This is a genomic window from Pannonibacter sp. XCT-53 (assembly GCF_009915765.1).
GTDB lineage: Bacteria > Pseudomonadota > Alphaproteobacteria > Rhizobiales > Stappiaceae > Pannonibacter > Pannonibacter tanglangensis.
On record NZ_JAABLQ010000003.1, the window covers coordinates 107,839 to 134,645 of the forward strand.

Sequence of the window (26,807 nt, forward strand, 5' to 3'; positions counted from 1 at the left end):
GCCGGTGAGGCGGGTGGCCGGTTGTACCGCTTACCGTTGCCGGGATCGCGGCCCTGGCTAGCCGCGCCGGCGGGCTTCGATGACGTCCCAGACCCGGACGGCGATGTCGGGACCGCCGAGGCGCTTGACGGCGCGGATGCCGGTCGGAGCGGTGACGTTGATCTCGGTCAGGTTGCCATCGATGACGTCGATGCCGACAAGGAGCAGGCCCCTGGCTTTCAGGGCCGGGCCGATCCGGGCGCAGATCTCGCGCTCGCGGTCGCTGAGATCGGATTCGGCCGGCGAACCGCCGCGCACCATGTTGGAGCGAAGGTCGCCGGGGGCAGGGACACGGTTGACGGCGCCGGCAAACTCGCCGTCGACCAGCAGGATGCGCTTGTCGCCATGCTTGACGTTGGGCAGGAAGCGCTGGATCACCCAGGGCTCGCGGAAGGTGACCGCGAAGAAGTCATAAAGCGAGCCATAGTTCAGGTCGTCCTCGGTGATGCGGAACACCGCCGCGCCTCCATGGCCGAACAGCGGCTTCATGACGATGTCGCCATGCTCGGCCCGGAAGGCATCGATCTCGGCCCGGTCGCGGGTGATCAGCGTCGGGGGCATCAGGTCGGCGAACTCGGTGACGAAGAGCTTTTCCGGGGCGTTGCGCACCTCGGCCGGATTGTTGACGACCAGTGTCTGCGGATGGATCTTTTCCAGAAGATGGGTCGCCGCCACATAGGCCATGTCGAAAGGCGGATCCTGCCGCATCAGGATCACGTCGATCTGCGACAGGTCCCAGCGCTCGGGCGTACCGAGAGTGAAGTGGTTGCCCTTCTCGTCCCGGACGGTCACCGGCTCCAGCGCGGCAAAGACCTTGCCGTCGCGCAGCGCAAGCCGGTCCGGCGTGTAGTGATAAAGCGCATGGCCGCGCGCCTGAGCCTCCAGCATCAGCGCGAAGGCGCTGTCGCCCACGATGTTGATGGACGAGATGTGGTCCATCTGGACCGCGACCTTGAGCGACATGCCAACTCTCCGGAAGGGGCGCCGGAACTTGCCGGCGCGGATCGGGTAGGAGGACATGATATGGGATTTCTGGACCGGCTTGTCCAGAATGACGATGCCGCTGTCGCTGGCCGTCTGAAGACCGGTCCGGGGGCCCACAGGCGGGACGACGGCGGCCCGCCTGCCGCCAGGGTTGCGGGCCGGCTCAGGACCCGGGCCGCGGACGGATGGCAAGCCGGGCGACAAGCTTCAGAAGGGAGCAGGTGACGTGCCGGCCGAGGAACTGGTCGAGGGACTGGTCAAGGGAGGGGCCGAGGGAGGAGCCTTGGAGACCGGTCATCCGGGCCAGACTGCAGGAGCGGCCCGCGGCGTGAACCGGACGCCGGCGCGAGACCTGAACGGGGCTGGAACGAGAGGTGGAACACAGGCCGGCATGAGACAGGGCCGGTCAACCGGGCACTGAACGGAGCGCTCAACCGGGCAACGCCACGGGCAGGCCGGCGGACGAAGCGCGACCGGGCACGGAGGCGGCGGTTTGGGCAGGTAGCCGGCTGGAACAGGCAGCGGTCTGGAGCAGGCGGCGGGTTGAACAGGCGGCGGGTTGAGCAGGTGCTGGATTGGGCAGACTGCGGATCGCGCAGGGCGTGCCCGCGCAGGGCAGGCCGGCGCAGGGCAGGACGGGGAAGAGGGGGATCAACGACAGGCCTGACCGCGCCCGGCGGCGGTCAGGCGGGTGGTGCCGGTGGTGCGCCCGCTCAGCGCGCCGGTACGGCCGCCTGTCGCGGCCTGGACAACGCCAGAACGGGGAGCTCCCGGATCCGGCTCCTCGCGGGTCGCCACTGCACCTGCTTGCAGGGACAACCAGGGGCCGCACCTGAGCCTGCCTGGCACCGGCTGGCACCGCTCGACATCGCCCGGAACCGCCCGGAACCGGCCGGAAACGCCCTGCCGGCGAACACGGGCAAGGTGGGCGGGCGACCGCGCGGGCCTTGGTCCGGAGCCGGATCAGAGGTCGTGGGTGGCCTGGAAGGCGTCGACGACATGCTCCGGCCAGCGCCAGGGCAACACGAGGACAAGGTCGAAGCGCTGGACCGTGTCGGCCTGGTCCGGGTTCTGGACGAGAAAGATGCGGGCGGCGCGGATGATGCGGCCACGCGCGGTCGCGGTGACGGCCTCGAGCGCGGCGCTGCGCGTGCCGCGGGCCTTGACCTCGATGAAGGCAAGAACCTCGCCGCGCCGGGCGATCAGGTCCACCTCGCCGGCGCCGGAGCGGAAACGGCGGGCCAGGATGCGCCAGCCCTTGAGCCGCAGCAGCAGCGCCGCCAGGCTCTCGGCCCCGAGCCCCAGCCGGTAGGCGCGACGCCGGTCACGGCGCTGGTCGCGCCGCTGGCCACGGGTCGGGGGCAGGGCAGAGGGCGTGCTGGTCACGTGTCGGGCGCATCCATGCCGGGGACTGCGTCACTCTCGCCGGCCTCCGCCTTCAGCGCAAGGGCAAGGCGGTAGATTTCGGTCCGGTCCCGGCCGGTTCGGCGGGCAATCTCCTTGGCGGCAGCCGCCACGGGCTGACGGGCGAGCGCGTCGCGCAGGAGCGCCTCGACATCGTCGGCGTCCTCTGCCGGCGCCTGCGGGGCCGGCGGACCCACAAGCACGACGATTTCGCCCTTTGGCGGGTTGTCGGCATAGAAGGCGGCCAGCTCCGCCAGGGTCCCGCGCTGGAACGTCTCGAAGCGCTTGGTCAGCTCGCGGGCGACGACGGCCTCCCGCGGACCGAGGGCCTCGGCCATGGCGGCCAGTGACGCAGCCAGGCGATGGGGCGATTCAAAGAAGGCCAGCGTGGCCGGCATCGGCGCCAGCTCGGACAGCCGCCGCAGACGCGCGCCGGCCTTCTGCGGCAGGAAGCCGGCAAAGAGCAGCGTGTCCGTGGGCAGACCCGAGGCGACCAGTCCGGCCAGCGGGGCGGAGGCGCCCGGAATGGGCACCACGCGATGCCCGGCGGCCAGCACGTCCCGCACCAGCCGGTAGCCGGGATCGGACACGAGCGGGGTGCCGGCATCCGAGACCAGCGCCACGACCTGGCCTTCGGCGAGGGCTGCGAGCAGGCGCGGACGCTGCCGCTCGGCATTGTGCTCGTGATAGGGCAGGAGCGGCGCCTTGAGGCCGAAGCGCTGCATCAGGGTGGCGGTGACGCGGGTGTCCTCGCAGGCAACGACATCTGCAGCCGCCAGCGTTTCCAGCGCGCGCAGGGTAATGTCGCCGAGATTGCCGATGGGCGTGGAAACGATGTAGAGCGCGCTGTCCTGGGCCGGTGCGGCATAGGCATGCTGGCCGATGAAATAGCGGCGGCCGGCGCCGGTCTCAGCCCCGTGGTCCGTCATGGATCTGCTCTTTCCTTCGCATCTGCCGGCCGGAGAAGGCCGGACGGACTGGACTTCCTGGCCCGGGAGACGCATTGCGCAAATCGTGCCGCGGCAGGCGGCACGGTGTTCACGCGGCTGGACAGGAACGTTCTGAATTCGTAATGGTTTTTGAGCGCGGATGCGAGGAGGCCCGAGTGGAAAACGCAAAAGTTGCCGCCACTGCCCCATTTGCCGGCTTTGCCGCCGGCGTGACCGGCGCGCGCGCCGCCCGGTTTGCCGGGCTGCGCCGCAGGATGCTGCGGGTCGCGGGCATGCTGACCGCCGCCGGGCTGCTGGCCGGGTGCATGGGCTCGACCATGGGCACCGCCCCCGAAGGCCTGCAGAGCCTGCCGGCGACCCCCTCCACCCCGGCCGTCACCGGACAGACCATCGGCACCGGAACGGTGCGCATCGGGTTGCTGCTGCCGCTGACCGCGGGCGGATCGGCGACGGCGATCGCCAACACGTTCCGCAACTCCGCCGAACTGGCGCTCAAGGACTTCCAGGGCTCGGACATCCAGCTTCTGGTGAAGGACACGGCCGGCACCGCCGAGGGCGGGCGCGCGGCCGCGCAGGCAGCGATCGCCGAAGGCGCCGAGCTGATCCTCGGTCCGGTGTTCGCTCCGGCCGTGGCGGGAGCAGCCAGCGTGGCGCGGACCTCGGGCGTGCCCATCGTTGCCTTCTCCACCGACACTTCGGTCGCCGGACCGGGCGTCTACCTCCTGTCCTTCCTGCCGGCGGGCGATGTCAGACGCATCGTCGACTTTGCCAGCAAGCAGAACCGCAAGTCCTTCGTCGCCCTGTTGCCGGATGATGCCTATGGCTCGGTGGCGGAAGCCGCGTTCCGCCAGGAAGTGGGCCGTGTCGGCGGCCGCATCGTCGGCGTGCAGCGCTACAAGGTCTCAGGCTCGGACACGTCGGATCTTGCCGCCAAGACCCAGGCCATCGGCACGCTGCTGCCACAGGCCGACACGCTGTTCGTGCCGGCGGCCAGCGTCGCGCCCTTCGTCATGCAGACGCTGATCACCCAGGGCGTCAACCTCGGCAACGTCAAGGTTCTGGGCAGTGGCCAGTGGGACGCGGCGCAGGTGACGGGCAACCCGGTCATGGCCGGAGCCTGGTTCCCCGGGCCGGAGCGGGCCGGGTTCGATGCGCTCGCCGGCCGCTATCAGGCTGCCTACGGCAGCGCCCCGCCGCGCAACGCGACGCTCGCCTATGACGGCACGATCCTCGCCGCAGGCCTCGTGCGCTCCGCTGGACCGCAGCGCTTCTCGCCGCAGGTGCTCACCAACCGCGACGGCTTCCTCGGCATTGACGGCGTGTTCCGCTTCCTGCCCAACGGCGAGAACGAGCGCGGCCTTGCGGTCTATGAGATCACCCCGACCGGACCCAAGGTGATCTCGCCAGCCCCGCGCGATTTCCGCACGCCCTCCTGAAGGCTTCCCGACCCATGCTCACGGACAAGCGGATCCTGCTCATCATCGGCGGCGGGATCGCGGCCTACAAGTCGCTGGATCTGATCCGTCGCCTGCGCGAGCGCGGCGCGGCGGTGCGCGTGATCATGACGGCGGGCGCGCAGGAGTTCATCACGCCGCTCGCAGCGGGCGCGCTCAGCGCCGACCGTGTCTACACCGACCTGTTCGACCGGGAGGCCGAGCAGGATGTGGGACATATCCGGTTGGCGCGCGAGGCGGATCTGGTGCTGGTGGCCCCGGCGACGGCGGATCTGATGGCCAAGATGGCCGCCGGTCTGGCCGGAGATCTGGCCACGGCCGTGCTGCTGGCCACCCGCCTGCCGGTGCTGCTGGCCCCGGCGATGAACCCGGCGATGTGGAGCCATCCGGCCACGCAGCGCAATGTGGCGCGGCTGGCGGCAGATGGCATTGCCTTTGTCGGTCCGGAGCGCGGCGAGATGGCGGAAAGCGGTGAGGCTGGTGTTGGCCGCATGAGCGAGCCGCTGGCGATTGCCGAGCGTGTCGCGGCGATGCTGGTGCCGGCTCCCGGGCCTCTTGCCGGACGGCATGTCGTCATCACCTCCGGTCCCACGCATGAGCCGATCGACCCGGTGCGCTACATCGCCAACCGCTCCTCCGGCAAGCAGGGCCACGCCATCGCCGCTGCCCTGGCCGCGCTCGGCGCCCGGGTGACGCTGGTCAGCGGTCCGGTGACCGTGCCCGATCCGAAGGGCGTCACCACGGTGCATGTGGAGACGGCGCGGCAGATGCTGGCGGCCGTCGAGGCGGCGCTGCCGGCGGATGCCGCCGTCATGGCCGCCGCCGTCGCCGACTGGCGGGTGGCCGCGGAAGGGGCGGAAAAGATCAAGAAGGACGGCTCCGGCCGGCCGCCCGCGCTGGCCCTGACGGAAAATCCCGACATCCTGGCAACCGTCGGTCATCTGGGCGACCGGCGGCCGAGGCTCGTCGTCGGCTTTGCGGCAGAAACCGAAAACCTCATTGCCAATGCGCAGGCCAAGCTGGCGCGCAAGGGCGCGGACTGGATCGTCGCCAACGATGTCAGCCCGGAAACCGGCGTGATGGGCGGCGACGCCAACACGGTGCGCATCGTCTCGGCAGCCGGCGTGGAAGACTGGCCGACGCTGGACAAGGGCGAGGTCGCGCGTCGTCTCGCCGCGCGGATTGCCGCCGCTTTGGCCTGAGACGACGGTTTAAGCGCCGGGCGTGGCCTGCTTCCGCTCCTTGCTGCCACGCTCCTTGCTGCCACGCTCGTTGCGGCAGCGGTCGGAGCAGTAGCGAACCTCGTCCCACACCTTTTCCCATTTCTTGCGCCAGGTGAAGGGGCGGCCACAGGTGACACAGGTCTTCTGCGGCAGATCGGATTTCTTGCGCATCTTCATGTGATCTGGCCTGCCTGAGCGGGGTCGAGATGGGGCTCCGGGTCGGATCCGGCGGAGGCAGGTTCGGCACCGGTTGCAAACAGGCTGAGCTGTCCATCCGGAGCCGCCTTCGTCCGCCCCTTGCGCGCGGCCGGGACCCCTTCGCTGCGCTGACCGCGGTTGGCGATGCCGGCCTTGCGGCTGCCGTGGCGGTCCTGGATCCGGTCCGCCTCGCGGTGGAACTCGCGCTCCTTGCGCAGGCCCCAGACCCGGTCGCGGGCCGCGCGGGCGGCCGCCAGTGGATCGACGATGGGCTCGGGATAACGTCGGCCCAGCAGCGCCGCCGCGCCGCCCCAGGTCCAGGGTGCATGAAGGAAGGCATCCGGCACCTCGGACAGTTCCGGCACCCAGCGGCGGATGAAGACGCCCTGCGGATCCTGGTCCTGCCCCTGCTTGACCGGGTTGTAGATGCGGATGGTGTTGATGCCGGTGGTTCCGGACTGCATCTGCACCTGTGGCCAGTGGATGCCCGGCTCGTAGTCGGTGAAGGCCCGCGCGAGATGTTCGCCCGGGGCCCGCCAGTCCAGCCAGAGATGATAGGCGGCCACGGCCATCAGCATCGCACGCATGCGGAAGTTCATCCAGCCGGTGGCATTGAGCGCGCGCATGGTCGCGTCGACGAAGGGCAGGCCGGTCTCGCCCGCGCACCAGGCCGCGAGCCGGGCGGCGTCGGGTTCGCGCGGGCGCAGGCCGTCGTGGGCGCGGTGGAGATTGCGGAACTCCAGCTCGGGCGCATCCTCCAGCTTCTGCATGAAGTGGCAATGCCAGTGCAGGCGGGACAGGAACGATCCGACCGCGCCTTGCCACTGGCGCGCGGCGCCGCTATCGCCACTCTCGACCAGGGCGCGCAGCCGGTCCTCGGCCCGCTGCGTGACCTCGCGCAGCGACAGGGTGCCGAAGGCCAGGTGCGGCGACAGCCGCGAACAGGCATCGAAGCCGGTGACCGGGCTGGACATGGCGGCACGATAGGTGCGGCCGCGCTGGGTCAGGAAGCTGTCGAGGCAGGCAAGGCCGGCCCGGCGGCCGCCGCGCTGGCGGCCGGGGCAGGGGTCGGAGGCAAGGCCCAGGTCCTGCGCCGTCGGCAGGGGACCGGGTTCGATGCCGGGCAGCGGCGTCAGCGCCGGCTCGGGCAGCAGCGGCTGGCGCATGTCGCGGTCCCAGCGCTGCGCCCAGCCGTTTCGGCTCTTCAGGCGGCGGATGACGCCGGTCTGGCGGGGCTCCTCCCAGGGAATGCCGGCCTCGCGGCAGAAGGCCTTCACCGCCAGGTCGCGGGCATAGGTGAAGCTGTTGCCGGTTTCCTCGTGCGACCAGAGGGTGGCGATGCCACGCCGGGCGTGCAGGGCGCGCAGAACCTCCACCGCAGCCCCCTTGCGGATGATCAGCGGCTGGCCAAGGCGGGCCAGATCCTGCCGCAGCTCGTGCAGGCACTCGGCAAGGAAGGCGTGATGCCGGCCGGAGGCATCCGGTTGCCGCCAGAGATCGGGCTCGACGATATAGAGCGGCAGCACCGGGCCCCGCCGCGCGGCCTCGACCAGCGGCTGGTGATCAAAGCTGCGCAGATCGCGCTTGAACCAGACGACCTGCAGGGGCGGAAACTCGGTCATGGTACCGGCTACGGAACACCAGGGAGGCGGCACAGCCGCAAGGATGGAGATACAACCAGCTCTCGCGCGTCTACGCAGGCCGGCCCGCGGAGGATTACCGGGCGTGCCTCAGACTGACCCGGTGTGGAAACGGGCATCCGGATCGATCAGGTCATGCAGCCGCTGGGCTGCGTGCCGGGCAAAGCGCAGGGTCACTGCCTTGCGGGTGGCCGCCGGCAACGGATGGCTTGGCGCCTCGCGCAGGATGTCGGCCGAAAAGCCGTCGGACAGGATCAGGCCCGCGTCTTCCGGGAAAATCTCCTGCGGCACGTCGGGATGGGTGGCGAAATAGAGCCGGTCGCAATGGGCGCGGTAATCCGGCCATTTGCCGTCGGCGCGGAAGTCGGCGATGGACGACTTCACCTCGACGATGACCAGCTCCTGCTTCTGGCCGAGCGCGATGAGGTCTGCCCGGCGGCCGGAGGCCAGCGTCAGTTCGGGCAGGCAGACAAAGCCCTGCAGGCGCAGGAGCCGGGCGGTGCCGCGCCAGACCTTCAGGGCGGTCTCGGACTGGCGTCCGTCCGTTAAGGGGTCGTCGAGGGCAATGCGATTGCCGGAAGAGGGGACCGTCAGACTCATTCCCTATTTGTTCCCTTCCCGTTCGCAAAAAGCAAGCGCTGTTCCCGGCAATTCTTATCAAGCTTGTTCGGATTTTTCCGGTTTCGGCAAGAGATGCCCGGCGTGGTTCAGCCGCGCCCCGTCTCGGCCGCCGCGCGCAAGGCGTCGATGCGCTCGTCCGGCCCGAAGGTCTCGCGGCAGTCGGCCAGCAGCGCAAGGGCTGCCTCCGTCCGGCCGAGCGCCAGCATCCATCCGGCCCGGGCCAGCGGCAGATCCTTGCGCCAGCGCTTCGGCAGGCCGTGCAAGGCCGGATCGCGGGCGATGGCCGCTTCCGCTGCCTGCATCAGGTCAACAGCGAGGGCAAGATCGCCGGTGCCAGCGGCCGCCTCGGCCCGCAGCCGCAGCAGGCCGGCGTGGCCCGGTGCGAGCGCGGCCAGCGCGTCAAGCTGCTCAGGCGTCAGCCGTTCGCCGGCCGCCAGCGCCTCGCCGGCGGCCGCAAAGCCCGCGTGAAAGGCACGCGGCAACGGCCGGATCAGGCCCCGCGCCGCCAGCTCGTCCTCCGGATCGCGGTCGAAGGTGCGGGTGATCTTGCGAATGACGTTCAGCGTGTAGAGGTGGTCATGGCTGGCGTGGCAGGAGGCGAGATCGAACAGCCGGCCGCCCAGTCCCTGCGCCAGGACCCGCGCGACCCCGGCGCTGTCGACCGGATCGAGGTGCCCGAAGTAAAGATGAACGGGATGGACAAGCTCCCGCCGCAACCCGTCAAGGGCTGGGTCCAGCGCCAGCGCCCCGGCCGGGGTGCCGGGATGGGGCAGGCCATAGAGCGCGCTCTGGCTGCCGGACCGGCCCAGCTCCAGCTCAGGGCCGAAGGCATGGATCGCCCCGTCACCCCGGCGCAGGCCGGTGACCAGCGCGGCGTATCCGCCCATCGAGGCGCCGTAGTGAAGGATGCGCTTGGGGCGGACCACGTCGATGGCCGCCGCGATGGCGGCGTCGATGGCCTCCTCCTGGCCCAGATACCAGCCGTTGCGCGTGTCGTTGAGGAACAGGCAGGCGTGGCGGGTGGCGGAGAACATCCGCTCCAGACCGAACTTGCCGTCCGGCACCCGCACCTGCGAATAGACCACGACAAGCAGGCCGCTGCTGCCGCCGGACACGAGGCGATGGCGCAGCCCGGGCGCAGGCTCTGCGCCGCCGGCGGAGGGAGATCGTGGGTCGCGGACGGTCATGATCTTCCCTTGCCCGCCGACGCCGGGAAAAGCAAGCCGGGCGGCATCGGCCGGCGCGGCCCGGACGTCGGACGAGGGGGATGGGGACGAGAGGGATGGGAACCGGGGGATGGGCAACGGACCGGATCAGATTTCCGGACCGCTCCAGAGATCGCTCGTGGCCGCCTGTTTCGGATTGCGCGATTCCGCCACATGCGCCGTCTGCGGATCGAGGGTGCAGAAGGCCTGATACTGGGTCAGGAAGACCTGACCGGTCAGGTGCTGCAGAAAGTCGGTGCGCTGCAGGCGGTCCATGACCGGCCCCTTCACTTCCGACAGATGCAGGCTGACGCCGGAATCCTTCAGCCGCTGGTTCAGCTCCTCGAGCGTCTCGAACGCGCTGGCGTCGATGACATTGACGGCCGGGCACATCAGCACGACATGCCGGATCTCCGGCCGCTCCGCGACCAGGCCGAGGATGCGATCCTCCAGATAGCGGCTGTTGGCGAAGTACAGGCTTTCATCGACACGCACGCTCAGCACGGTGCGGCCGGTCAGGACCTTGTGCCGCTGCACGTTGCGGAAATGCTCGGTGCCGGGAACGATGCCGACCACGGCCATGTGCGGCCGGCTGGTGCGGAAGAGATAGAGCAGCACCGACAGGACCACGCCCGAGGTGATGCCAGCCTCGACACCGACGCCGAGCGTGACCAGGATGGTGGCCGCCATGGCCGCAAAGTCACTGCGGGAATAGATGTAGGTCCGGCGGATGGCCTTGAAGTCCACCAGCGACAGCACCGCGACGATGATGGTGGCCGCCAGCGTCGCCTGCGGCAGGTTGGCCAGCAGCGGGGTCAGGAACAGGGTTGCCAGCGCGATGCCGACGGCGGTGAAGGCTCCGGCGGCAGGGGTCGCGGCGCCCGCGTCGAAGTTCACCACCGAGCGGGCGAAGCCACCGGTCACCGGATAGCCGCCGGAGACCGCCGAGGCGATGTTGGCTGCTCCGAGGCCGATCAGTTCCTGGTCCGGGACGATGCGCTGGCGCTTCTTGGCCGCCAGGGTCTGCGCCACGGAAACGGATTCCACGAAGCCGACGACCGAGATGAGCAGCGCCGGGCCCGCCAGCTGCAGCCACAGCGCGGGATCGAGCGGCGGCAGGGTCGGCATCGGCAACCCGGTCGGGATGTCGCCGACAAGCTTCACGCCCTGCGCGCCGAGACTGAAAAGCGTCGCAGCCAGGGTGGTGGCCGCCACGGCGACGACCGGACCGGCCTTGGCCAGACTGTCGGCGAGGCGCGGGTGCAGGCCCGCCGAGAGAAGCAGGGGCTTGAGGCCCTTGCGGACCCAGAAGAGGAAGGCGGTTGCCGTCACGCCGATCGCCAGCGTGATCAGGTTGGTCTCGCCGATGTGGCGAACCAGCGCGACGGCGATCTCCACCAGCGTCTGGCCGTCGGCCTTGATGCCGAGGATGTGCTTCAGCTGGCTGGCGGCGATGAGCAGGCCGGAGGCAGTGATGAAGCCCGAGATCACCGGATGGGAGAGGAGATTGGCGAGAAACCCGAGCCGGAACAGGCCCATGGCCACCAGCATCAGGCCCGAGAGCAGGGCGAGGGCGATGGCCGCGCCGAGATACTCCGGCGTGCCCTGGGCGGCGAGCTCGCCGACAGCTGAGGCCGTCATGAGCGACACCACGGCGACCGGGCCGACCGCCAGCGCCCGGCTGGTGCCGAAGATGGCATAGGCGACGAGCGGCAGGATGGAGGCATAGAGCCCGACTTCCGCCGGCAGGCCCGCCAGAAGCGCATAGGCCAGCGACTGCGGGATCAGCATGATGGTGACGATGACCGCAGCGATCAGGTCGTTGGCCGCCGTGTCCCGGCTGTAGGTGCCGGCCCAGTCGAGGATCGGAAAGAAGCGCCGCAGCGACGTCATGATGGGGAAGGCCTTCCTGGAACCGGATCTGCGCCACCGGCAGGCTGAGCAGAACGGCACCCGCCCGCTGGCCGCCGCCCTCCGAAGGGGAGACGCGGCCCGGCGGGCGAAGCCGGTCCTTTCGGGATCGTGCAGCTTTTGCGCGGCGCCGCAAGCGGGCGGCGCAGGTCAGAGACCGTTGATCGGCACCTTGAGGAACGTGCGGCCGCTCTCGTCCTTGGGCGGAAGCTGGCCGGCACGCATGTTCACCTGCAGCGACGGGATGATCAGCTTGGGCATGTCGAGCGTGGCATCCCGGGCGGTGCGGAAGGCGATGAACTCCTCGCGCGTCTTGCCGCCGCCGACATGGATGTTGTGCGCCTTCTCCTCGCCAACCGTCGTCTCCCACTGGATGTCGCGACCGTTCGGGCCGTAGTCGTGGCACATGAACAGGCGCATGTCGTCCGGCAGGGACAGGACCTTCTGGATCGAGTCATACAGCGTGCCGGCATCGCCGCCGGGAAAATCGGCGCGGGCCGAGCCGCCATCCGGCATGAACAGCGTGTCGCCGACAAAGGCGGCATTGCCCATGACATGGGTCATGCACGCCGGCGTGTGGCCGGGCGTGTAGAGAACAAAGCAGGACATGCCGCCGATGCTGTAGGTGTCGCCATCGGCAAACAGGCGGTCGAACTGGCTGCCGTCGCGCTGGAACTCGGTGCCTTCATTGAAGATCTTGCCGAAGGTCTCCTGCACGACCGTGATGCGGTCGCCGATGCCGATCCTGCCGCCGAGCTTGCCCTGGATGTAGGGGGCTCCGGACAGGTGGTCGGCATGGACATGGGTCTCGATGAGCCACTCGAGGCTGAGGCCCTGCTCGCGGATGAAGGCGATGATCCGGTCGGCGGAGTCGTAGGTGATGCGGCCGGCGGCATAGTCGATGTCCATGACGCTGTCGACGACGGCGCAGGCATTGGACCCGGGATCCTTGACGACATAGCTGATCGTGTTGGTGGCCGGGTCGAAGAAGGCGGTGACCTCGGGTGTCACCGCCATGTTCACGGGAAAGAACTGCGTGCTCATGCGGGTCTCCTCAGGAGGGGCGGGCGTCGGGAGCCAGTTTCTGGCGGGCCTGCAGCATGCCGATCAGGCGCGCCGCCAGCATGCCCGCGACGACGGCCGCAAAGGCGATCAGCGGTGCGGTCTCGCCGGTGCCCAGCGCCGGGACCAGCCCGCCCGGGCAGAAGCCGGACAGGCCCCAGCCGATGCCGAACACGGCCGCTCCGCCGATCAGGCGCAGGTCGAGATCCTTGCGCGTCGGCACCAGGAAGCGCGGCGCCAGCAGCGGCTGGCCGGTGCGGAAGACCAGCCGGTAGCCGATGGCGGTCACCATCAGGGCGCCCCCCATGACGAAGGCGAGGCTCGGATCCCAGGTGCCGGCGATGTCGAAGAAGTTCAGCACCTTGGCCGGATTGGCCATGCCGGCCAGCAGGATGCCGAGGCCGAAGAGCAGACCGATGAGGAACGCGGACAGACTGCGCATGGCTCAACCTCCGAACACGTGACGGACAAGAAAGACGGTGATGCCACCGGTGGCCATGAAGGTCAGGGTGGCGGCGATCGAGCGGGCGGACAGCCGCGACAGGCCGCAGACGCCGTGACCGCTGGTGCAGCCGGAGCCGAAGGTCGCCCCGAGGCCGACCAGGAAGCCGCCGGCGACAAGGGCGAGCGTGGAAACGGGAACCTCGACCGCCGGCATGGCGCCGGTGGCGAGCAGCAGGACGGACGGCGCGGCGATCATGCCGAGCAGGAAGCCGGCCCGCCAGCCCTGATCGGCCTCGCCGGAGCCTGGCAGCAGGCCTCCGAGAATGCCGGTAATCCCGGCAATGCGGCCATGCACGGCCATCAGCAGAACGGCGGCGAGACCGATGAGCAGACCGCCTGCCAGGGACAGCAGCGGGGTGAATTCGGTTGGCATCGTGGCACCCTCGTCAGACGCGTGGCAAGCCTGCCGGGCAGGCTTTCATGGATCTGAATATACGAAGCGCGCAGCCGGTCGCCAAGGCTTATTTTCAAAAAAGTGAAACTATTGTCCGGACACGGCCGGCAGGTCGCGCAGCAGGACCGTCTGGGTTCCGTCCGGGCGCGTGCGCACCTCGGCTCCGGGCAGCGTTGCCACCGGATTGTCGGCCAGCGTGGGCGCCTGCAGGTCGATCTTCGGGCTGGAGAACTCGCCGAGCGGATGCAGGATCTCCTCGCGCAGCAGACTGCCGGTGTAGAGCGTGCGCTGCTGGCCATCCGCCTCGATGACGTAGCTGGTGGGCCACAGACGCAGCACCCAGCGCTTGCCGGTCGCGTCGGCCTCCGGCTCGTCCCGCATCAGCGCCAGGGCGGCATAGCGGCCGTTGTGGGTGCGCGGCAAGGTGGGAAGATCCTCCGGACCGGTCTTGCCCTCCACGAACCCGGCGGCAGACTTGACCGACCAGCCCGGGGGGCGGCTCCAGCCCTGCGCCTCGAGCGTCGCGGCAAGGCGGTCGAGCTGACCGGCATATTGCAGCACCAGCGGTTCGGAGAACTCGCCGTTGAGGCCGATGCGGCGGCCGGAGACGACGGACCAGCCACGGGCCAGCCAGTCGGCCTCGGACAGGGTCTCTTCCTGCGACACGGGGCTGTAGCGGACGAGCTGGGCCGGCAGGTTCTGCGTGATGTGCCAGGTGCCGATGCCGGTGAGGGCAAGAGCGACAATGCCGGCCAGCACGCCGCGCCCCACCTTCTCGTTGCGGATCGAGCCGAAGACGAAGGCAAAGACGGAGACCATGGCGGTGCCGAACAGCAGGCCCGCGACCACGTCCGTGGTCCAGTGAACCCCGAGATAGACCCGCGAGAAGCCCATGGTCAGGACATAGATCGCCGTGACCGTGAACACGCCCGCCTTGGCCCAGGCCGGGCGGTCATGGGCAATCAGCACCGCGATGATGCCGAAGAGCACGGTCGTCAGCGTGGCATGGCCGGAGGGGAAGGCGTAGCCATGCACGCCGTCTCCCAGTTCCATCGGCCGGGACCGCAGCACGATCGACTTCATCAGCGGCACGAACAGCGCCGTGCCTGCCATGGCGATCAGGAACCCGGTGGCGCGGCGCCACGCCTTGCGGAAGAACAGGTAGCCGGCCACCACCACGCTGAGCAGGAAGATGATGAAGCCATCGCCCAGCATCGTGACCGGAACGAGGATCTGGTCACCGATCGGTGTGCGCAGGGTGTCGAACAGGTTGCGGATCGCCACGTCGGCCTGGACGAAGCTGTCGCCGGGGCCGACCTCGCTCACCAGCCAGAAGAAGCTCGGCATGGTGACCAGCAGGATGGCCACCGAAGCCAGCATGCCGACCGACCGGGGATGCTCCGGATCGAAGGTGCGCGCCACCCACTGGGACAGGCGGTCGGGCCGGCGGGCGAACCAGCCGACCACCGCCGCATGGGTGCCCGGGAACAGCGGCATGACGATCTGGATGAGCCAGCGGCCGAGCATGACGATGACGAACAGGATGACGCAGAGCCCGCCCAGCACCATCGCCAGACGGCCGGAGACCTCGCCGATCGCGCTCAGGACCGTTCCCGCCAGGAACCCGGGACCGAGATGGACGATGGACCAGGCAATGGCCGAGGTGACGTTGACGAAGGTGAAGTACCAGACATTCATGCCGGCCATGCCGGCGATGCCCGGCACGATCGACTTCACGCCCGGCACGAAACGTCCGATGAAGACGCTCTTGCCGCCATGCTTGCGGAAAAAGGCTTCGCCCTGCTCCATCAGGGCTGGATAGCGCGACAATGGCCAGAGCCCGCGCAGCCTGTCCTTGTAGATGCTGCCCACCCAGTAGGAGATCGCATCGCCGGCAATGGCGCCGAGGGTCGTCCAGATGAAGATGGTCCAGGCGTCAAGCTTGCCGAGACCCACCAGCGCGCCGGCGCCGACCAGCACGACCGTGCTCGGAACGAACAGGCCGACGATGAACAGGGCTTCGCCCATCGCGATCAGGAACACGATGAAGCCTGCGAGCTCCGGGTTTTCTCCCAGGAACGTCACGATCTGGTTCAGATACTCGGTCAAGTCCTGTGTCCATGCGTAGGCCGGGCGCAGGAACGTCCTGCAACACGCTCAGAAACTGCGCGTCCAGGCCGGTCCTCTCCTGTCGCTGCCTGCATATAGGCAGCCCGGCGGGGGCTCAACAGGTATGTAGCACACGAAGGTTTCACTAAAGTGCATGGTGGCCGGTCCCGGTCGGGCCCGGCCATCAGGCGCGTCGCAGCAGCGCGTCGCCGGGCAGGGCCGGATCCTGCACGATGCGGTCGATGCACTGGCGGATGCGCCGGAAATACTCTGCACAGGCCGCAGGACTGGCGGTCAGGGCCCCCGAGGTGATTTCCCACAGGGTCTGACGCGGGCTGCCGCGCCAGTGCGGCTGCGCCGAGGCAACCGACGTGGTGAGCGCCACCACGCGGTCCGGCTGCGGCGCATGCGGCAGCAGGAAGATGTCCCAGCTCTTCGGCATCAGGCCGCCATGCGCCAGCCCGTGGTCCGAGAGCAGGCGGAGGGCCGCCGGATGCAGGCTCTCGGTGGGCGCGGGACCAGCCGAAAAGGCCCTGATCCGGTTGCCCCCGATGGCATTGAGATAGGCTTCCGCCAGCGGACCCAGCAGGGCATTGTCCGGGCAGACGAAGAGGACCGTGGCAGTGCGCATCTGAAGCGTCTCGAATCGGGGTTCCACGCGCGGTCTGTTTACGGGCAGGCGGCAACGCGCATGTGACAGCAGGTTGACGTAAGGGCGTTTTTTCGCGGCTGGCGGGAAAGGCCGCCGCCTCGGGCCGGCCGACCGGCGGCGGGGCCCCGGCGCACGGCTGCGGTCGACGGCTTGCATCCCTATTGGTTTCAAGTATATGAAATAATGAAACCAGACCCGGAGAGCCTGCATGTCCACCCGCGAAACCATCGGAACCGCCGTCCTCGAAACGCTTGATGTCGAGGAAGCGCATGCGCTGCATCTCGCCAATGCAATCGTGCTGATCGACGTGCGAACCCCGGCGGAATACGGGTTCGAGCATGTGGCCGGCGCGCTTCTGGCACCGGTCTCGGATTTCGATCCGGCCCGCCTGCCGGAGGGCGGGGCGCGACCCGTCGTGCTGATCTGCGGCTCGGGCATGCGCTCGCGGCGCATGGCGGAGCGCTGCATCGAGGCAGGGTTCTCCCATGTCCGCCATGTCGGCGGCGGGTTCAGTGCATGGAAGGCAGCGGGATACGGCTATCTCGGCACGGACACGGCAACGGGCGCGCACGTCCCCCGCCCCTAGTCCTTCAGGCCCTGACGCCCGGCAACCGGCCCCGGCAGCCCGGCCGCGCCGGGCCACGGGAGGTGTCTGCGGTCGGCTCAGGGGCCGGGCAGGGCCGGTGTCAGATGAGGCCTGCCTTGCGCGCGCCGGTCCAGATGTCGTCTGCGAGGTGATGCGCGAAGTGCCCGTCGGACGGCAGGAGATCCGGCACCTGGACGACCACCATGCCGGCCAGCATGGCGGCCTCGGCGCCGGTCTCGCTGTCCTCGAAGGCGACACAGCGGCGCGGGTCGACGCCGAGCAGCTCGGCAGCACGCAGGTAGGGATCGGGAGCCGGCTTGCGCCGTGCCACATCTTCAAAGCAGACAACCGAGGCAAAGCGGGTGTCGAGGCCCGCGTGTTTCAGCTTGGTCCGCGCGCTGTCGCGCCGGCTGGAGGTGGCGATGGCGCGCGGCAGTCCGGTCGTGTCGAGCGCGTCCAGCAGGTCGTTGACCCGTGGCCGCAAGGGAACGCCCTCCTCCGCAAAGATCCGCCGGCACTCGGCGCTCCAGGTCGGGATCAGCGCCGCCGCCAGGTCGGCGCCGAGATGATCGCTGAGGATTGCGAAGCTGGCCGTATCGTCCTTGCCGACAAGGGCGTGGAACAGGGCCTCGTCAGCGGAATGCCCCAGCGTCTCGAGGGCCCGGAGCCCGCCGCGCAGCGACACCTGCTCGGTGGAGAGAAGCGTGCCGTCCAGATCGAAGATCACCGCGTCATACATGCCGTTCGCCCTGCGGGCCCTCTTGCTGGCCCCGGAGGTGGGCGGGCCGAGAGGCGCGCGGCGGGCGAGATGCGGGCCAGGCGGCTGTCAGCCCGTCGGGGCGGAGGGTGCGAAGGCGTCAAAGGCCGCCAGCGCTTCGGCACCATAGATCATGGACGGCCCGCCCCCCATGTATACCGCCACCGCGATGGTCTCCAGAACTTCTTCCCGGCTGGCCCCGTATTTCGCAGCCGCCTTGGCGTGATAGGCGAGGCACCCGTCGCAGCGGGCGGTGATGCCGATGGCGAGCGCGATCAGTTCCTTGGTCTTGGAATCGAGCGCCCCGGCGCCGATGGCGGCCCGGGCGGTCTCGGCAAAGCCCTTTGCGACGCCCGGAATGCCCGTGCGCAACCGGGCCATGCGGCTGTCGGTCTCGGCGATGAAGGACTGCCAGTCGCTGACGGACATGCAAACTCTCCCCTGCAGTGCCGGCGGCCGGCGGCCGCGCTGTCCGGTCAGGGCTAGCAGGTTTGGCGTCAGGGCGGATTGACCTGCCTCAAGACGCAACCGTTCAGGCAAGCGGGAAGCGGACCTCGACCGTCAGACCCCGTTCGCCGAAGCGGCGCTCGATCGTGCCGTTCAGTTCGCCGCGCACGGTCGCGTCGATAAGACGGGTTCCGAAGCCCGAGCGTCCGCCCGCCGGCAGCGGGTCGGGTCCGTCTTCCGACCACAGCAGGCAGAGGACATCGGCGGGCCGTGCAGCCTCGATGCGCCAGCGCACCTCCAGCCGGGCGCGGCCCTCGCCGATGCGGGCATATTTCAGGGCGTTGGTGGCCAGCTCGTGAACCACCAGACCGAGCGCATGGGTGGCCTTCTCGCCGAGAACGACGGCGGGTCCGTCGATCTGCGCGCCCTCAAGGCCAGCCCCGAAGACCTGTTCCAGCTCCTGGGTGAGAAGATCCGCGAGAGCCGCCTTCTGCCATCGGGACCGGGTCAGCAGGTCCTGCGCATTGGCCATGGCCTGCAGCCGGGCGGAGAAGGAGGCCGAGAAGGCGTCGAGCGTGTCGGAATGGGCCGCCGTCTGACGCGCCATCGCCAGGATGCGGGCGATGGAGTTCTTGATCCGGTGCTTCATCTCCTGCAGCAGGAGGTCCTTGTCAGCAATCGCCTGCTGCGAGACGCGCTGGACCTCGCGCCTGGCCTCGACGGCCCGCATCTGGTTGCGGATGGACACGGCCAGCGCCGCGGCAAACAGCAGCGACACCGTGCCGAGGATGAAGGAGCGCCAGTGGGCAAGCGTGCGTGTGGCCGGCACCGCCTCGACGACGGAAATGGCCCAGGTGCGCCCGCCGACGTCGATCTGCCGCGTCACCGGTGTCTGCAGACGACCCGCCACCTGATCGTAGCCGTCCGACCGGTAGAGCGGGACCGGCTGGCCGCCCGTGACATCCCAGCTGTCGACCAGGACACCAAGCCCGGTCGGATGGTCGAGCGCCATCCGGTGCAGGTTGCCGATCCGGAACGGGGCATAGACGAAGCCGAGGGTCTGACCTTGCGCATCGCGGTACGGCACGTAGAGCAGGAAGCCGGTCTGCGGATCGACGCCGTTTTCCTGCACCAGCTCGACGGGGGCCGAGGCCTGCAACGTGCCCGTGTCGAGCGCCCGGCGCATAGCCTGGCGGCGCTTGTCCTCGCTGTACATGTCGAAGCCCAGCGCCCGGGCGTTGCGCTCGTCCTGGGGCTCCAGGAGAACGATCGGCGCGCGCCAGTCCTCTGCGGTGTCGGGCCAGACCTGCTGCGCGCGTCCGTAGTTGCGGAGCAGCTCCGCGCTGGCGGCGGCCTCCTCCCCGGTATGCAGCAGCCGGGCAAAGCCGATGCCCTGCATGCCGCGGCCCTCGTCCGTCAGGTCGAGGCCCTGCACGAAGATCTGGAACTCCGGCCGGTTGAGCGGACCGCCATTGGCCTCGAAATAGGACAGGGTCGCGGTCAGGAGGGCCTTGCGCTGCTCCACGCGGGCGCGAATGCGGTCCACCGCCTCATGGGCGAGAACGTCGAAGCGGCGCTGGTCGGCGATCCGCTCGGTCTGGAACAGCACGAGGGTCAGGACAAGACCGATCAGGGATGTGGCCACAAAGGCTGCGGCGGGCAAGTAACGCTTCATTTCGAGGACGGGGCCCCCACACCCGAGAGTTGGATCACCCTAGACCGAAGCCCTTCGGCGACAAAGGGCGTTCCGGGCGATGATGGCCGGGCGATGGCCCGCCGGGAACCTTCTGCCGCCCCGAACGTTGTGCCTGCGAGCGGTCCGCCGCTCGCGCGGGATCCACCGCCCCACCCGGATCTCGCGCAAGCACCCCGACCCCGCTGCCCGACCGGGCGCGGGCGGGGTGCGGTTGCCGCGGCTGCGGCGGGTGACGGGAGCCCCCGGGCTCAGCCGGCAGCCGTCAGGGCGCAAGGTCGTCATGGCCGTTCGCCGCCTGCGCCGGAAACACGAGACGATAGGACACGAGGCGCGGCGTGAGATGATACTCCGCGCGACCATCGACCGCGGCCGGCACCACCCGTTGCAGCACGGTGCTGCCGAAATGGGCCTCGGCGCGCGGCTCGGCCTGATCGGCACCCCGGGAAGCGGGCTGGGACAGGCCATGGCCGGGCGCCGGCGTGATGCTCTCCAGCCAGACGATCTCCAGCTTCTCGGTGCCGTCCTCCTGCACGCGACCGCAGCGGAGCGCGATCGGCGGACCGGACGACACCGCCGTGCCGAAGCTCACCGCATTGACCATCAGCTCATGCAGGGCAAGGCCGACATGCAGCGCCGCATTGGGATCAAGCAGCACATCCTCGCCGAGGATCTCCACGGCTGCACCGTTCTGCGGCATGTAGCGGTCGACCTGATGGCGCACCAGGTCGCGGAAGCGGGCTCCGTGCCAGTTGGACTGGGTCACCAGATCCTGCGACTGCGCCAGTGAATAGAGCCGCCCCCGGAACCGGGCGAGAAACTGGTCCAGCGTGGTGGAGTGACGGGCGGTCTGCGCCGCCAGGCTCTGGATGATGGCAAGCAGGTTCTTCGAGCGGTGGCTGACCTCGCGCAAGAGGGCGCGCAGAACCTTCTCGCGCCGGGTCTTTTCCGTCAGGTCGGTGATCGTGGTCAGCAGATGCCGGTCGCTGCCGAAGCCGTCGACCGGCTCGACGCGGAAGCCGAACAGCCCGTCCTCGCCCACGGCGGCCTCGAGACTGCGGGTCTCGCCGGATGCCAGAACATCCAGTTTCAGCAGGCGCAGGCGCGTCGCCAGGTCGTCGCCGAACAGGGCCGCATCGCTCGGCGCCCCATCCGACGGGTCGAAGGACCAGCAGGGGGGAAGGTTGGCAAGATACAGGTAATCCTGGGTGGCGGACTGCAGCAGGACACAGACGCCGGACCGCTCGAGCGCCAGCAGGAGATACTCCCTGAGCTGCGCCTCCGGCTGTCCGGCGCCCTGCCAGGTCAAGCGGTGGGTCACCTCGAAACTCCGGTTTCACGGCGATGAGGGCGGCACCGTCACGGGCCGCGCCCGGACCGCTGCCGCCCGGAGGCCGGTCGATGGATCAGGCCTTGCGGATCACGCCCATGACAAGGGAAATGACCAGGAAGACCAGAAACAGAAAGAAGAGGATCTGGGCGATGCCGGCCGAAGCACCGGCAATCCCGCCAAATCCGAGAACGCCGGCAACAATGGCAACGATGAAGAAGACAAGGGCATAGTACAGCATGGGGCTCTCCGTTGATGTCGATGCCGTGACAACGCGCTTGCCGCCTGGTTGTTCCCTTGACCGGCGCCGCGATGTCAGGCGCTGGCCCGGGCGCCCTGGTCGAAGAACAGCGCCTGACCGATCAGGGCCTTGACCATGTCCGGGTTGAACGGCTTGGTGACCAGGAAGGCCGGCTCGGGCCTTTCGCCGGTCAGAAGCCGTTCCGGGAAGGCCGTGATGAAGATCACCGGCAGGGCGACCTCGCCGAGGATCTCGTTGACGGCGTCAATGCCGGAGCTGCCGTCGGCCAGCTGGATGTCCGCGAGGATCATGCGCGGGCTGGTGCTGCGGAACAGCTCGACGGCCTCCCTGTGGGTCCGCGCGATGCCGCTGACGCGGTGGCCGAGCTGCTCGACCATCTGCTCGATGTCCATGGCAATCAGCGGCTCGTCCTCGATGATGAGGATGTCGGTGGAGACCTGACGGGAGATCTCCGCCCCGGCTTCCGCAACCATCGCCTCCAGCTCGGACGGCTCGACCGACAGGATCTCGGCCGCCTCCGCTCGGCTGAAGGCTTCCACCGACACCAGCAGGAAGGCAAGGCGGTTCTTCGGCGGAATTGCGGCCAGATACTCGGCCGCCCGCCGCTCCCAGACATAGGGCGAAGCGGTCGGCTCGACCTGGATCAGGGTGGAACCAAACAGCCCCGCAAAGAGTTTGTAGAGCGCGACCCGGTCACTGCTGGCCTCCGGCAGGATCCCGACATCGGCGATCAGCGCCTCGAGCGTGGCCGCGACATAGGCATCGCCGGATGTCTGCGACCCGGTGACCGCGCGCGCATAGCGGCGCAGATAGCCCAGATGAGGTGCGATGCGGGTGGAAAGCGACATGCGTTGGCTCCCTCTGCCTGCCGGGCGCGGCAGGATCGTGCAGGTCATGGTCCGGCCCGGCTGGCCGGGCGATCAGGGGTTCAACGGAGTCCGGCCAAAAAAGTTCCGGCGCCGCGGAACTTTTTTTGCGACCTTGCGTTTGTACCTCCAGATGAAGAACACGGATGCACGACACCCATGACCGAACGGACAGCGCTCGACGGCCAGAACACGGGTCAGCCCCCGGCAACCGAGGCCGCACAGCAGATCACCGACCGCTTGCGCCAGCTCTATGACACGGTGCAGGCCGAAGGAATTCCGGACAAGTTCCTCGACCTTCTGGAGCGGCTCGACGAGGCCGAGCAGAGGAGCCTCAGGAAATGAGCGCCGCCGACCCCAGCCGGGGCCAGTGCCCTGACCAGACCGTCGACCAGGGCACAATCCGGGCCTTCAAGCGCGACCTGCTGGCTTGCCTGCCAAGCCTGCGCGCCTTTGCCGTCTCCCTCGCCGGCAAGGCCGACCGGGCGGATGACCTGGTGCAGGACACCATCCTGAAGGCCTGGGCGAAGCAGGACAGTTTCGAGCCGGGCACCAACATGAAGGCCTGGCTGTTCACGATCCTGCGCAACGAGTTCTACAGCCAGATGCGCAAGCGCGGCCGCGAAGTGCAGGACTCCGACGGGCTGTTCACCGAACGGCTGGCCGTGCATCCCGCCCAGCACGGCACCCTCGACATGGCCGACTTCCGCCGTGCCCTGGAACGGCTGCCCGACGACCAGCGCGAGGCGATCATCCTGGTCGGCGCCTCCGGCTTCTCCTACGAGGAGGCGGCGGCGATTTGCGGCTGCGCGCTCGGAACCATCAAGAGCCGCGTGAACCGGGCCCGCAACCGCCTGCAGGACCTGCTGCAGGCCGGTGGCGAACAGGACTACGGGCCGGATGCCGGCACTGCCGCCATCACCCAGCGGGCCTTTGCCGGCTGAGGCTGGCGGCCCTGACGGCCAGCCGGGCCGGCCCGAAGCTCTGGCCAGCGCTCCACAGGGCCGGAACGCCACGAAGCCAACACCTTAACGCCGCCTTAAACCGCCGCTTCTAGTTTGAGCAAACGGGTGCAACAGAACCCAAGTCCTCAGGAACCGGCCGGAACCATGGCGCAGGGGCGCAAGAACGGAACGCGAATCGAGCCGACCTTCGACGGCAGCGATGCAGCCATCCTCGAGCTGCGTCCGTCGCCGCGCGACCGGGTCAGCGTCGGGGCGCCCGCACGCCGGCGTCCGCGCCAGGCCGAGCCGGAGCTGCCGGACGACGACGACAACGAGGTGGACGAGACACCGCGCAAGCCGAAGCGCGGCAGCAGCCGGCGCGGACGCAAGAAGGACCCGAAGCCCCGCCGGCGCGGCAGCTTTCTCGGCTGGCTGATCCGGCGGACGATCTACTGGGGCTTCGTGCTGTCGATCTGGGGCGTGATCGCGGTCGTCGGCATTCTCGGCTATTACGCCGCCCACCTGCCGCCGACGTCGGAATGGCGCGTGCCGGAGCGGCCGCCCAACGTGCAGATCGTGGCCGCCAACGGCGAGCTCCTGGCAAACCGGGGAGACACCGGCGGCGAGGCGGTGCGGCTGGAACAGCTGCCTCCCTATCTGCCGCAGGCCGTGATCGCCATCGAGGATCGCCGCTTCTACAGCCATTTCGGTCTGGACCCGATCGGCCTTGCGCGCGCCATGGCGGTGAACCTGTCGAGCGGACAGCTGGTGCAGGGCGGCTCGACGCTGACCCAGCAGCTGGCCAAGAACCTCTTCCTCGAACCGGACCGGACGCTGGGCCGGAAGGTGCAGGAGCTGGTGCTGGCGCTGTGGCTGGAGGCGACGTTCACCAAGGACGAGATCCTCGAAATGTATCTCAACCGCGTCTATCTCGGCGCGGGTGCCTATGGCGTCGATGCGGCGGCACGGCGCTACTACGGCAAGTCGGCGCGGATGGTGACGCTTGCGGAGGCCGCGACGCTGGCCGGCCTGCTCAAGGCTCCATCGCGCTATGCCCCGTCGCGCAACCCGAGGCTGGCCGCCGAGCGGGCGCAAGTGGTGCTCGCCGCCATGCGCGACACCGGCTTCATCGACGCGGCCGCTGCCCGCACCGCCATGAGCGAGCCGGCGGTGGTGGTGTCGATCCAGAACAGTTCCAGCGCCAACTACGTCGCCGACTGGGTGATGGACATGCTGCCGCAATATGTCGGCGCCATCGACACCGACATCATCGTCGACACGACCATCGACAGCACGATGCAGGACTCGGCCGAGATGGCGCTGCGCGGCAACCTCTCGACCCAGGGCAAGACGCTCGGGGTCAGCCAGGGCGCCGTCGTGGTGATGGACACGGCCGGTGCCGTGAAGGCGCTGGTGGGCGGGGCCGACTATGGCCAGAGCCAGTTCAACCGCGCGGTGTCGGCCCGCCGTCAGCCAGGCTCGGCGTTCAAGCCCTTCGTCTATCTGTCCGCGCTCGAAGCCGGCATGGCACCGGACACGCTCCGCCGCGACGAACCCTTCACCGTGAAGGGCTGGTCGCCGCAGAACTACACCAAGAAATTCTACGGCGACGTGACGCTCACCGATGCGCTGGCGATGTCGCTCAACACCGTCGCCGCGCGGCTGATGTCGGAGGTGGGGACGAAAACCGTCATCCGCACCGCGCAGCGCATGGGCATCTCGTCGCCGCTCGCGCCGAACCTGTCGCTGTCGCTGGGTACCTCGGAAGTCACGCCGCTGGAGATGACGGCCGCTTTCGTCCCGTTCTCGAACGGCGGTTTCGGCGTGGTGGCGCATGTGATCGACCGCATCCGCACGCCCGAAGGCCGCACGCTCTATGCCCGGCAGGGCAACGGCCCGGGGCGGGTGGTGGACCCGGGCGTCCTGGCGCAGATGAACTACATGCTGGCGCAGACCCTGATCACCGGCACCGGCAAGAAGGCGGTGCTCTACGACAAGCGTCCGGCCGCCGGCAAGACAGGCACCAGCCAGGAATTCCGCGACGCCTGGTTCATCGGCTACACGGCCAACCTGACCGCCGCCGTCTGGCTCGGCAACGACGACAACAGCCCGACGAAGAAGGCAACCGGCGGCTCGATGCCGGCGGATGTCTGGCGCGAGACCATGGAAGCGGCGCATCTCGGGCTGCCGGTGGCGGCGCTGCCGGGCGTGGCGGAGCAGATGATCCTCGAGGAGGGCCCCGCTCTCAGCGACGACGCCCCGCTGCCGCCGGGCGACGTCGGCTCGGGCAGCCAGCTGGTTCCCCCGCAGGACAACGCACCCGGCCCGCTCGATCTCATCGGACGCATCTTCGGCAACTGACCCGGCGCGAGGGGAGGTCTGCTCAGCCGTAGGTGTGCAAGGCGGCGCCTTCGGTGCGCAGCCACTGCCGCGCCGACGGCGTCTGCGGGGCCAGCCTGCGGCAGACCGCCCAGAACCGGTCGGAATGGTTCATCTCGACGAGATGCGCCACCTCGTGGGCCGCCACGTAGTCGAGGATCTCCGGCGGGGCGAGGATAAGGCGCCAGGAAAACGACAGTCGACCGTTGGAGGCGCAGGAGCCCCAGCGGCTGCGCGTGTCGCGCACGGAGATCGCCGTGGCCCGGCGACCGATCGTTGCCGTGTGCCGCTCGACCGCCGCCGTCAGGTCGGCGCGGGCCTGCCGCCGCAGCCAGTCCCCCACCTTGCGCGGGACATGGATCTCATCCCCGGGAACCAGCAGCTCAGCCCCGTCGGCGCCCGTCCCGGTCGCCACCAGCCCGCGCAGGCGGCCCGTGGCGACAATGCGATGCATGACCCCGCGCACCGGCACGCGCGAGCCGGGCAGGAACGGCGTGACGGCCGGCCGGGCGGCCATCTGCCCTTCGAGCCAGTCACGATGCCGGTTGGCGAAATCAAGCGCCGTCTCCAGCGACCCGCCACGCGGAATGGTCAGCACCGGTCCGGACGCATCGGCCGGCAGGCGCAGCAGGTAGCGGCGGGCGCGCGGATCCTGGCGCAGGCGGAGACTGACCTCGCCGCTGGGCAGCGCCAGGGTCACGGCCTCCGGAAGCTTGGCGCGGCGGGAACGGAAGAACATCGGGCTCCAGGGTTTCGGTGGGCTTGTCGAGAGGCGCAGGGAAGCCGGTGCGTCGGGGCATTCCCGGTGCCGTCCCAGAACATGCGTCAGTGCCGGCCCGGTGCAAGAGGGACGAGGATGAAAGGAAGACCAAAGGGGAAAGTTTGTGGGGACAGACGGGAGGAGCCGTCACCGGACACGCTCACGTCAGGCGCGGGCCCGTCCGGGGCCCGTTTCCGGACCGCTTCTGCCGTACGTCTGGCCGGCTCGGTAACGACGAAAGCGGCGCCTGGGGCGCCGCTTCAGACTGCCGACAAACCCTCGATCGTCATCCCGGCCCAGCTGAGCGTGAGCGAAGCGCCGAGCCGGGATCCAGATATCAGCCGCGCGAAGCGCGACACACCTGTCGGTCGCAAGTCGTCTCGAGGTGACGTGGTTTTGGGCTCGCTTGCGCTCGCACAGACATGCTGGATTC

The 26,807-nt window shown here is 69.2% G+C and carries 26 protein-coding genes; 6 read left to right on the forward strand and 20 right to left on the reverse strand.

Annotation, left to right across the window (positions count from 1 at the left end; genetic code table 11):
• Positions 1-57 precede the first annotated feature (57 nt).
• The 3 genes from gshB to rsmI all read right to left on the reverse strand — a co-directional run bounded on the left by gshB (position 58) and on the right by rsmI (position 3,356).
• A complete protein-coding gene (gene gshB, locus GWI72_RS17500) occupies positions 58-1,002 on the reverse strand; it encodes a glutathione synthase (protein WP_161709497.1) in 945 nt (314 codons plus the stop codon).
• Positions 1,003-1,986: 984 nt separating this feature from the next.
• Positions 1,987-2,409: a YraN family protein gene (locus GWI72_RS17505; RefSeq protein WP_348272713.1), complete on the reverse strand. Its 423-nt coding sequence runs from the start codon at positions 2,407-2,409 to the stop codon at positions 1,987-1,989.
• Complete coding sequence (gene rsmI, locus GWI72_RS17510) at positions 2,406-3,356, reverse strand: 16S rRNA (cytidine(1402)-2'-O)-methyltransferase (RefSeq protein WP_161677677.1); 951 nt, start codon at positions 3,354-3,356, stop codon at positions 2,406-2,408. The genes GWI72_RS17505 and rsmI overlap by 4 nt, the downstream gene beginning before the upstream one ends.
• Before the next feature lie 176 nt (positions 3,357-3,532).
• Between rsmI and GWI72_RS17515 the strand changes: the two genes are divergently transcribed.
• A complete protein-coding gene (locus GWI72_RS17515; protein WP_348272714.1) occupies positions 3,533-4,813 on the forward strand; it encodes a penicillin-binding protein activator in 1,281 nt (426 codons plus the stop codon).
• 14 nt (positions 4,814-4,827) lie between these two features.
• Entirely contained in the window at positions 4,828-6,033 is a 1,206-nt protein-coding gene (coaBC, locus tag GWI72_RS17520) for a bifunctional phosphopantothenoylcysteine decarboxylase/phosphopantothenate--cysteine ligase CoaBC (protein ID WP_161709498.1), read from the forward strand.
• 9 nt (positions 6,034-6,042) lie between these two features.
• Here the strand turns inward: coaBC and GWI72_RS17525 are convergent, their stop codons facing one another.
• The 10 genes from GWI72_RS17525 to GWI72_RS17570 all read right to left on the reverse strand — a co-directional run bounded on the left by GWI72_RS17525 (position 6,043) and on the right by GWI72_RS17570 (position 16,329).
• Positions 6,043-6,225 carry a DUF2256 domain-containing protein gene (locus GWI72_RS17525; RefSeq protein ID WP_209000182.1) on the reverse strand — a complete coding sequence of 61 codons (183 nt, stop codon included), beginning with the start codon at positions 6,223-6,225 and terminating at the stop codon, positions 6,043-6,045.
• 2 nt (positions 6,226-6,227) lie between these two features.
• Positions 6,228-7,874 (reverse strand): FAD-binding domain-containing protein, encoded by a 1,647-nt coding sequence (locus tag GWI72_RS17530; RefSeq protein WP_161709500.1) that lies wholly within the window; start codon positions 7,872-7,874, stop codon positions 6,228-6,230.
• Positions 7,875-7,982: 108 nt separating this feature from the next.
• A complete protein-coding gene (locus GWI72_RS17535) occupies positions 7,983-8,492 on the reverse strand; it encodes an MmcB family DNA repair protein (RefSeq protein WP_161709501.1) in 510 nt (169 codons plus the stop codon).
• Positions 8,493-8,599: 107 nt separating this feature from the next.
• The gene (locus tag GWI72_RS17540) at positions 8,600-9,700 is read right to left on the reverse strand and encodes a hypothetical protein (RefSeq protein WP_161709502.1); all 1,101 of its coding nucleotides are present in this window, start codon (positions 9,698-9,700) and stop codon (positions 8,600-8,602) included.
• Positions 9,701-9,826: 126 nt separating this feature from the next.
• The gene (locus tag GWI72_RS17545) at positions 9,827-11,611 is read right to left on the reverse strand and encodes a SulP family inorganic anion transporter (RefSeq protein WP_161709503.1); all 1,785 of its coding nucleotides are present in this window, start codon (positions 11,609-11,611) and stop codon (positions 9,827-9,829) included.
• A 168-nt stretch (positions 11,612-11,779) separates the two neighbouring features.
• A complete protein-coding gene (locus tag GWI72_RS17550) occupies positions 11,780-12,673 on the reverse strand; it encodes an MBL fold metallo-hydrolase (protein ID WP_161709504.1) in 894 nt (297 codons plus the stop codon).
• Between the two features lie 10 nt (positions 12,674-12,683).
• On the reverse strand, positions 12,684-13,133 hold the full coding sequence (locus GWI72_RS17555) for a DUF6691 family protein (RefSeq protein ID WP_161677668.1): 450 nt from the start codon (positions 13,131-13,133) through the stop codon (positions 12,684-12,686).
• 3 nt (positions 13,134-13,136) lie between these two features.
• The gene (locus GWI72_RS17560) at positions 13,137-13,568 is read right to left on the reverse strand and encodes a YeeE/YedE family protein (RefSeq protein ID WP_161709505.1); all 432 of its coding nucleotides are present in this window, start codon (positions 13,566-13,568) and stop codon (positions 13,137-13,139) included.
• Positions 13,569-13,676: 108 nt separating this feature from the next.
• Positions 13,677-15,698 carry a bifunctional DedA family/phosphatase PAP2 family protein gene (locus tag GWI72_RS17565; protein ID WP_161709506.1) on the reverse strand — a complete coding sequence of 674 codons (2,022 nt, stop codon included), beginning with the start codon at positions 15,696-15,698 and terminating at the stop codon, positions 13,677-13,679.
• A gap of 184 nt (positions 15,699-15,882) precedes the next feature.
• A complete protein-coding gene (locus GWI72_RS17570; RefSeq protein WP_161677665.1) occupies positions 15,883-16,329 on the reverse strand; it encodes an arsenate-mycothiol transferase ArsC in 447 nt (148 codons plus the stop codon).
• 229 nt (positions 16,330-16,558) lie between these two features.
• Here GWI72_RS17570 and GWI72_RS17575 point away from each other — a divergent pair, with 229 nt between their 5' ends.
• Positions 16,559-16,936 carry a rhodanese-like domain-containing protein gene (locus tag GWI72_RS17575; RefSeq protein ID WP_161709507.1) on the forward strand — a complete coding sequence of 126 codons (378 nt, stop codon included), beginning with the start codon at positions 16,559-16,561 and terminating at the stop codon, positions 16,934-16,936.
• 100 nt (positions 16,937-17,036) lie between these two features.
• Here the strand turns inward: GWI72_RS17575 and GWI72_RS17580 are convergent, their stop codons facing one another.
• The 6 genes from GWI72_RS17580 to GWI72_RS17605 all read right to left on the reverse strand — a co-directional run bounded on the left by GWI72_RS17580 (position 17,037) and on the right by GWI72_RS17605 (position 22,273).
• Positions 17,037-17,675 (reverse strand): HAD family hydrolase, encoded by a 639-nt coding sequence (locus tag GWI72_RS17580; RefSeq protein ID WP_161709508.1) that lies wholly within the window; start codon positions 17,673-17,675, stop codon positions 17,037-17,039.
• Between the two features lie 87 nt (positions 17,676-17,762).
• Complete coding sequence (locus GWI72_RS17585; RefSeq protein ID WP_161709509.1) at positions 17,763-18,122, reverse strand: carboxymuconolactone decarboxylase family protein; 360 nt, start codon at positions 18,120-18,122, stop codon at positions 17,763-17,765.
• A 103-nt stretch (positions 18,123-18,225) separates the two neighbouring features.
• Complete coding sequence (locus GWI72_RS17590) at positions 18,226-19,815, reverse strand: CHASE domain-containing protein (protein ID WP_161709510.1); 1,590 nt, start codon at positions 19,813-19,815, stop codon at positions 18,226-18,228.
• A gap of 283 nt (positions 19,816-20,098) precedes the next feature.
• The gene (locus GWI72_RS17595) at positions 20,099-21,154 is read right to left on the reverse strand and encodes a sensor histidine kinase (protein WP_348272715.1); all 1,056 of its coding nucleotides are present in this window, start codon (positions 21,152-21,154) and stop codon (positions 20,099-20,101) included.
• Positions 21,155-21,239: 85 nt separating this feature from the next.
• Positions 21,240-21,404 (reverse strand): DUF1328 domain-containing protein, encoded by a 165-nt coding sequence (locus GWI72_RS17600; protein ID WP_161677660.1) that lies wholly within the window; start codon positions 21,402-21,404, stop codon positions 21,240-21,242.
• Between the two features lie 74 nt (positions 21,405-21,478).
• Positions 21,479-22,273 (reverse strand): response regulator, encoded by a 795-nt coding sequence (locus GWI72_RS17605; protein ID WP_161677659.1) that lies wholly within the window; start codon positions 22,271-22,273, stop codon positions 21,479-21,481.
• Between the two features lie 177 nt (positions 22,274-22,450).
• On the opposite strand from GWI72_RS17605, the gene GWI72_RS17610 reads away from it, so the two are divergent.
• The 3 genes from GWI72_RS17610 to GWI72_RS17620 all read left to right on the forward strand — a co-directional run bounded on the left by GWI72_RS17610 (position 22,451) and on the right by GWI72_RS17620 (position 25,596).
• On the forward strand, positions 22,451-22,636 hold the full coding sequence (locus GWI72_RS17610) for a NepR family anti-sigma factor (RefSeq protein ID WP_161677658.1): 186 nt from the start codon (positions 22,451-22,453) through the stop codon (positions 22,634-22,636).
• Entirely contained in the window at positions 22,633-23,235 is a 603-nt protein-coding gene (locus GWI72_RS17615) for an RNA polymerase sigma factor (RefSeq protein WP_161709511.1), read from the forward strand. The genes GWI72_RS17610 and GWI72_RS17615 overlap by 4 nt, the downstream gene beginning before the upstream one ends.
• A gap of 165 nt (positions 23,236-23,400) precedes the next feature.
• Entirely contained in the window at positions 23,401-25,596 is a 2,196-nt protein-coding gene (locus GWI72_RS17620; protein ID WP_161709512.1) for a PBP1A family penicillin-binding protein, read from the forward strand.
• A 22-nt stretch (positions 25,597-25,618) separates the two neighbouring features.
• Here the strand turns inward: GWI72_RS17620 and GWI72_RS17625 are convergent, their stop codons facing one another.
• Positions 25,619-26,353 (reverse strand): M48 family metallopeptidase, encoded by a 735-nt coding sequence (locus tag GWI72_RS17625; RefSeq protein ID WP_161709513.1) that lies wholly within the window; start codon positions 26,351-26,353, stop codon positions 25,619-25,621.
• Between the last annotated feature and the right edge of the window lie 454 nt (positions 26,354-26,807).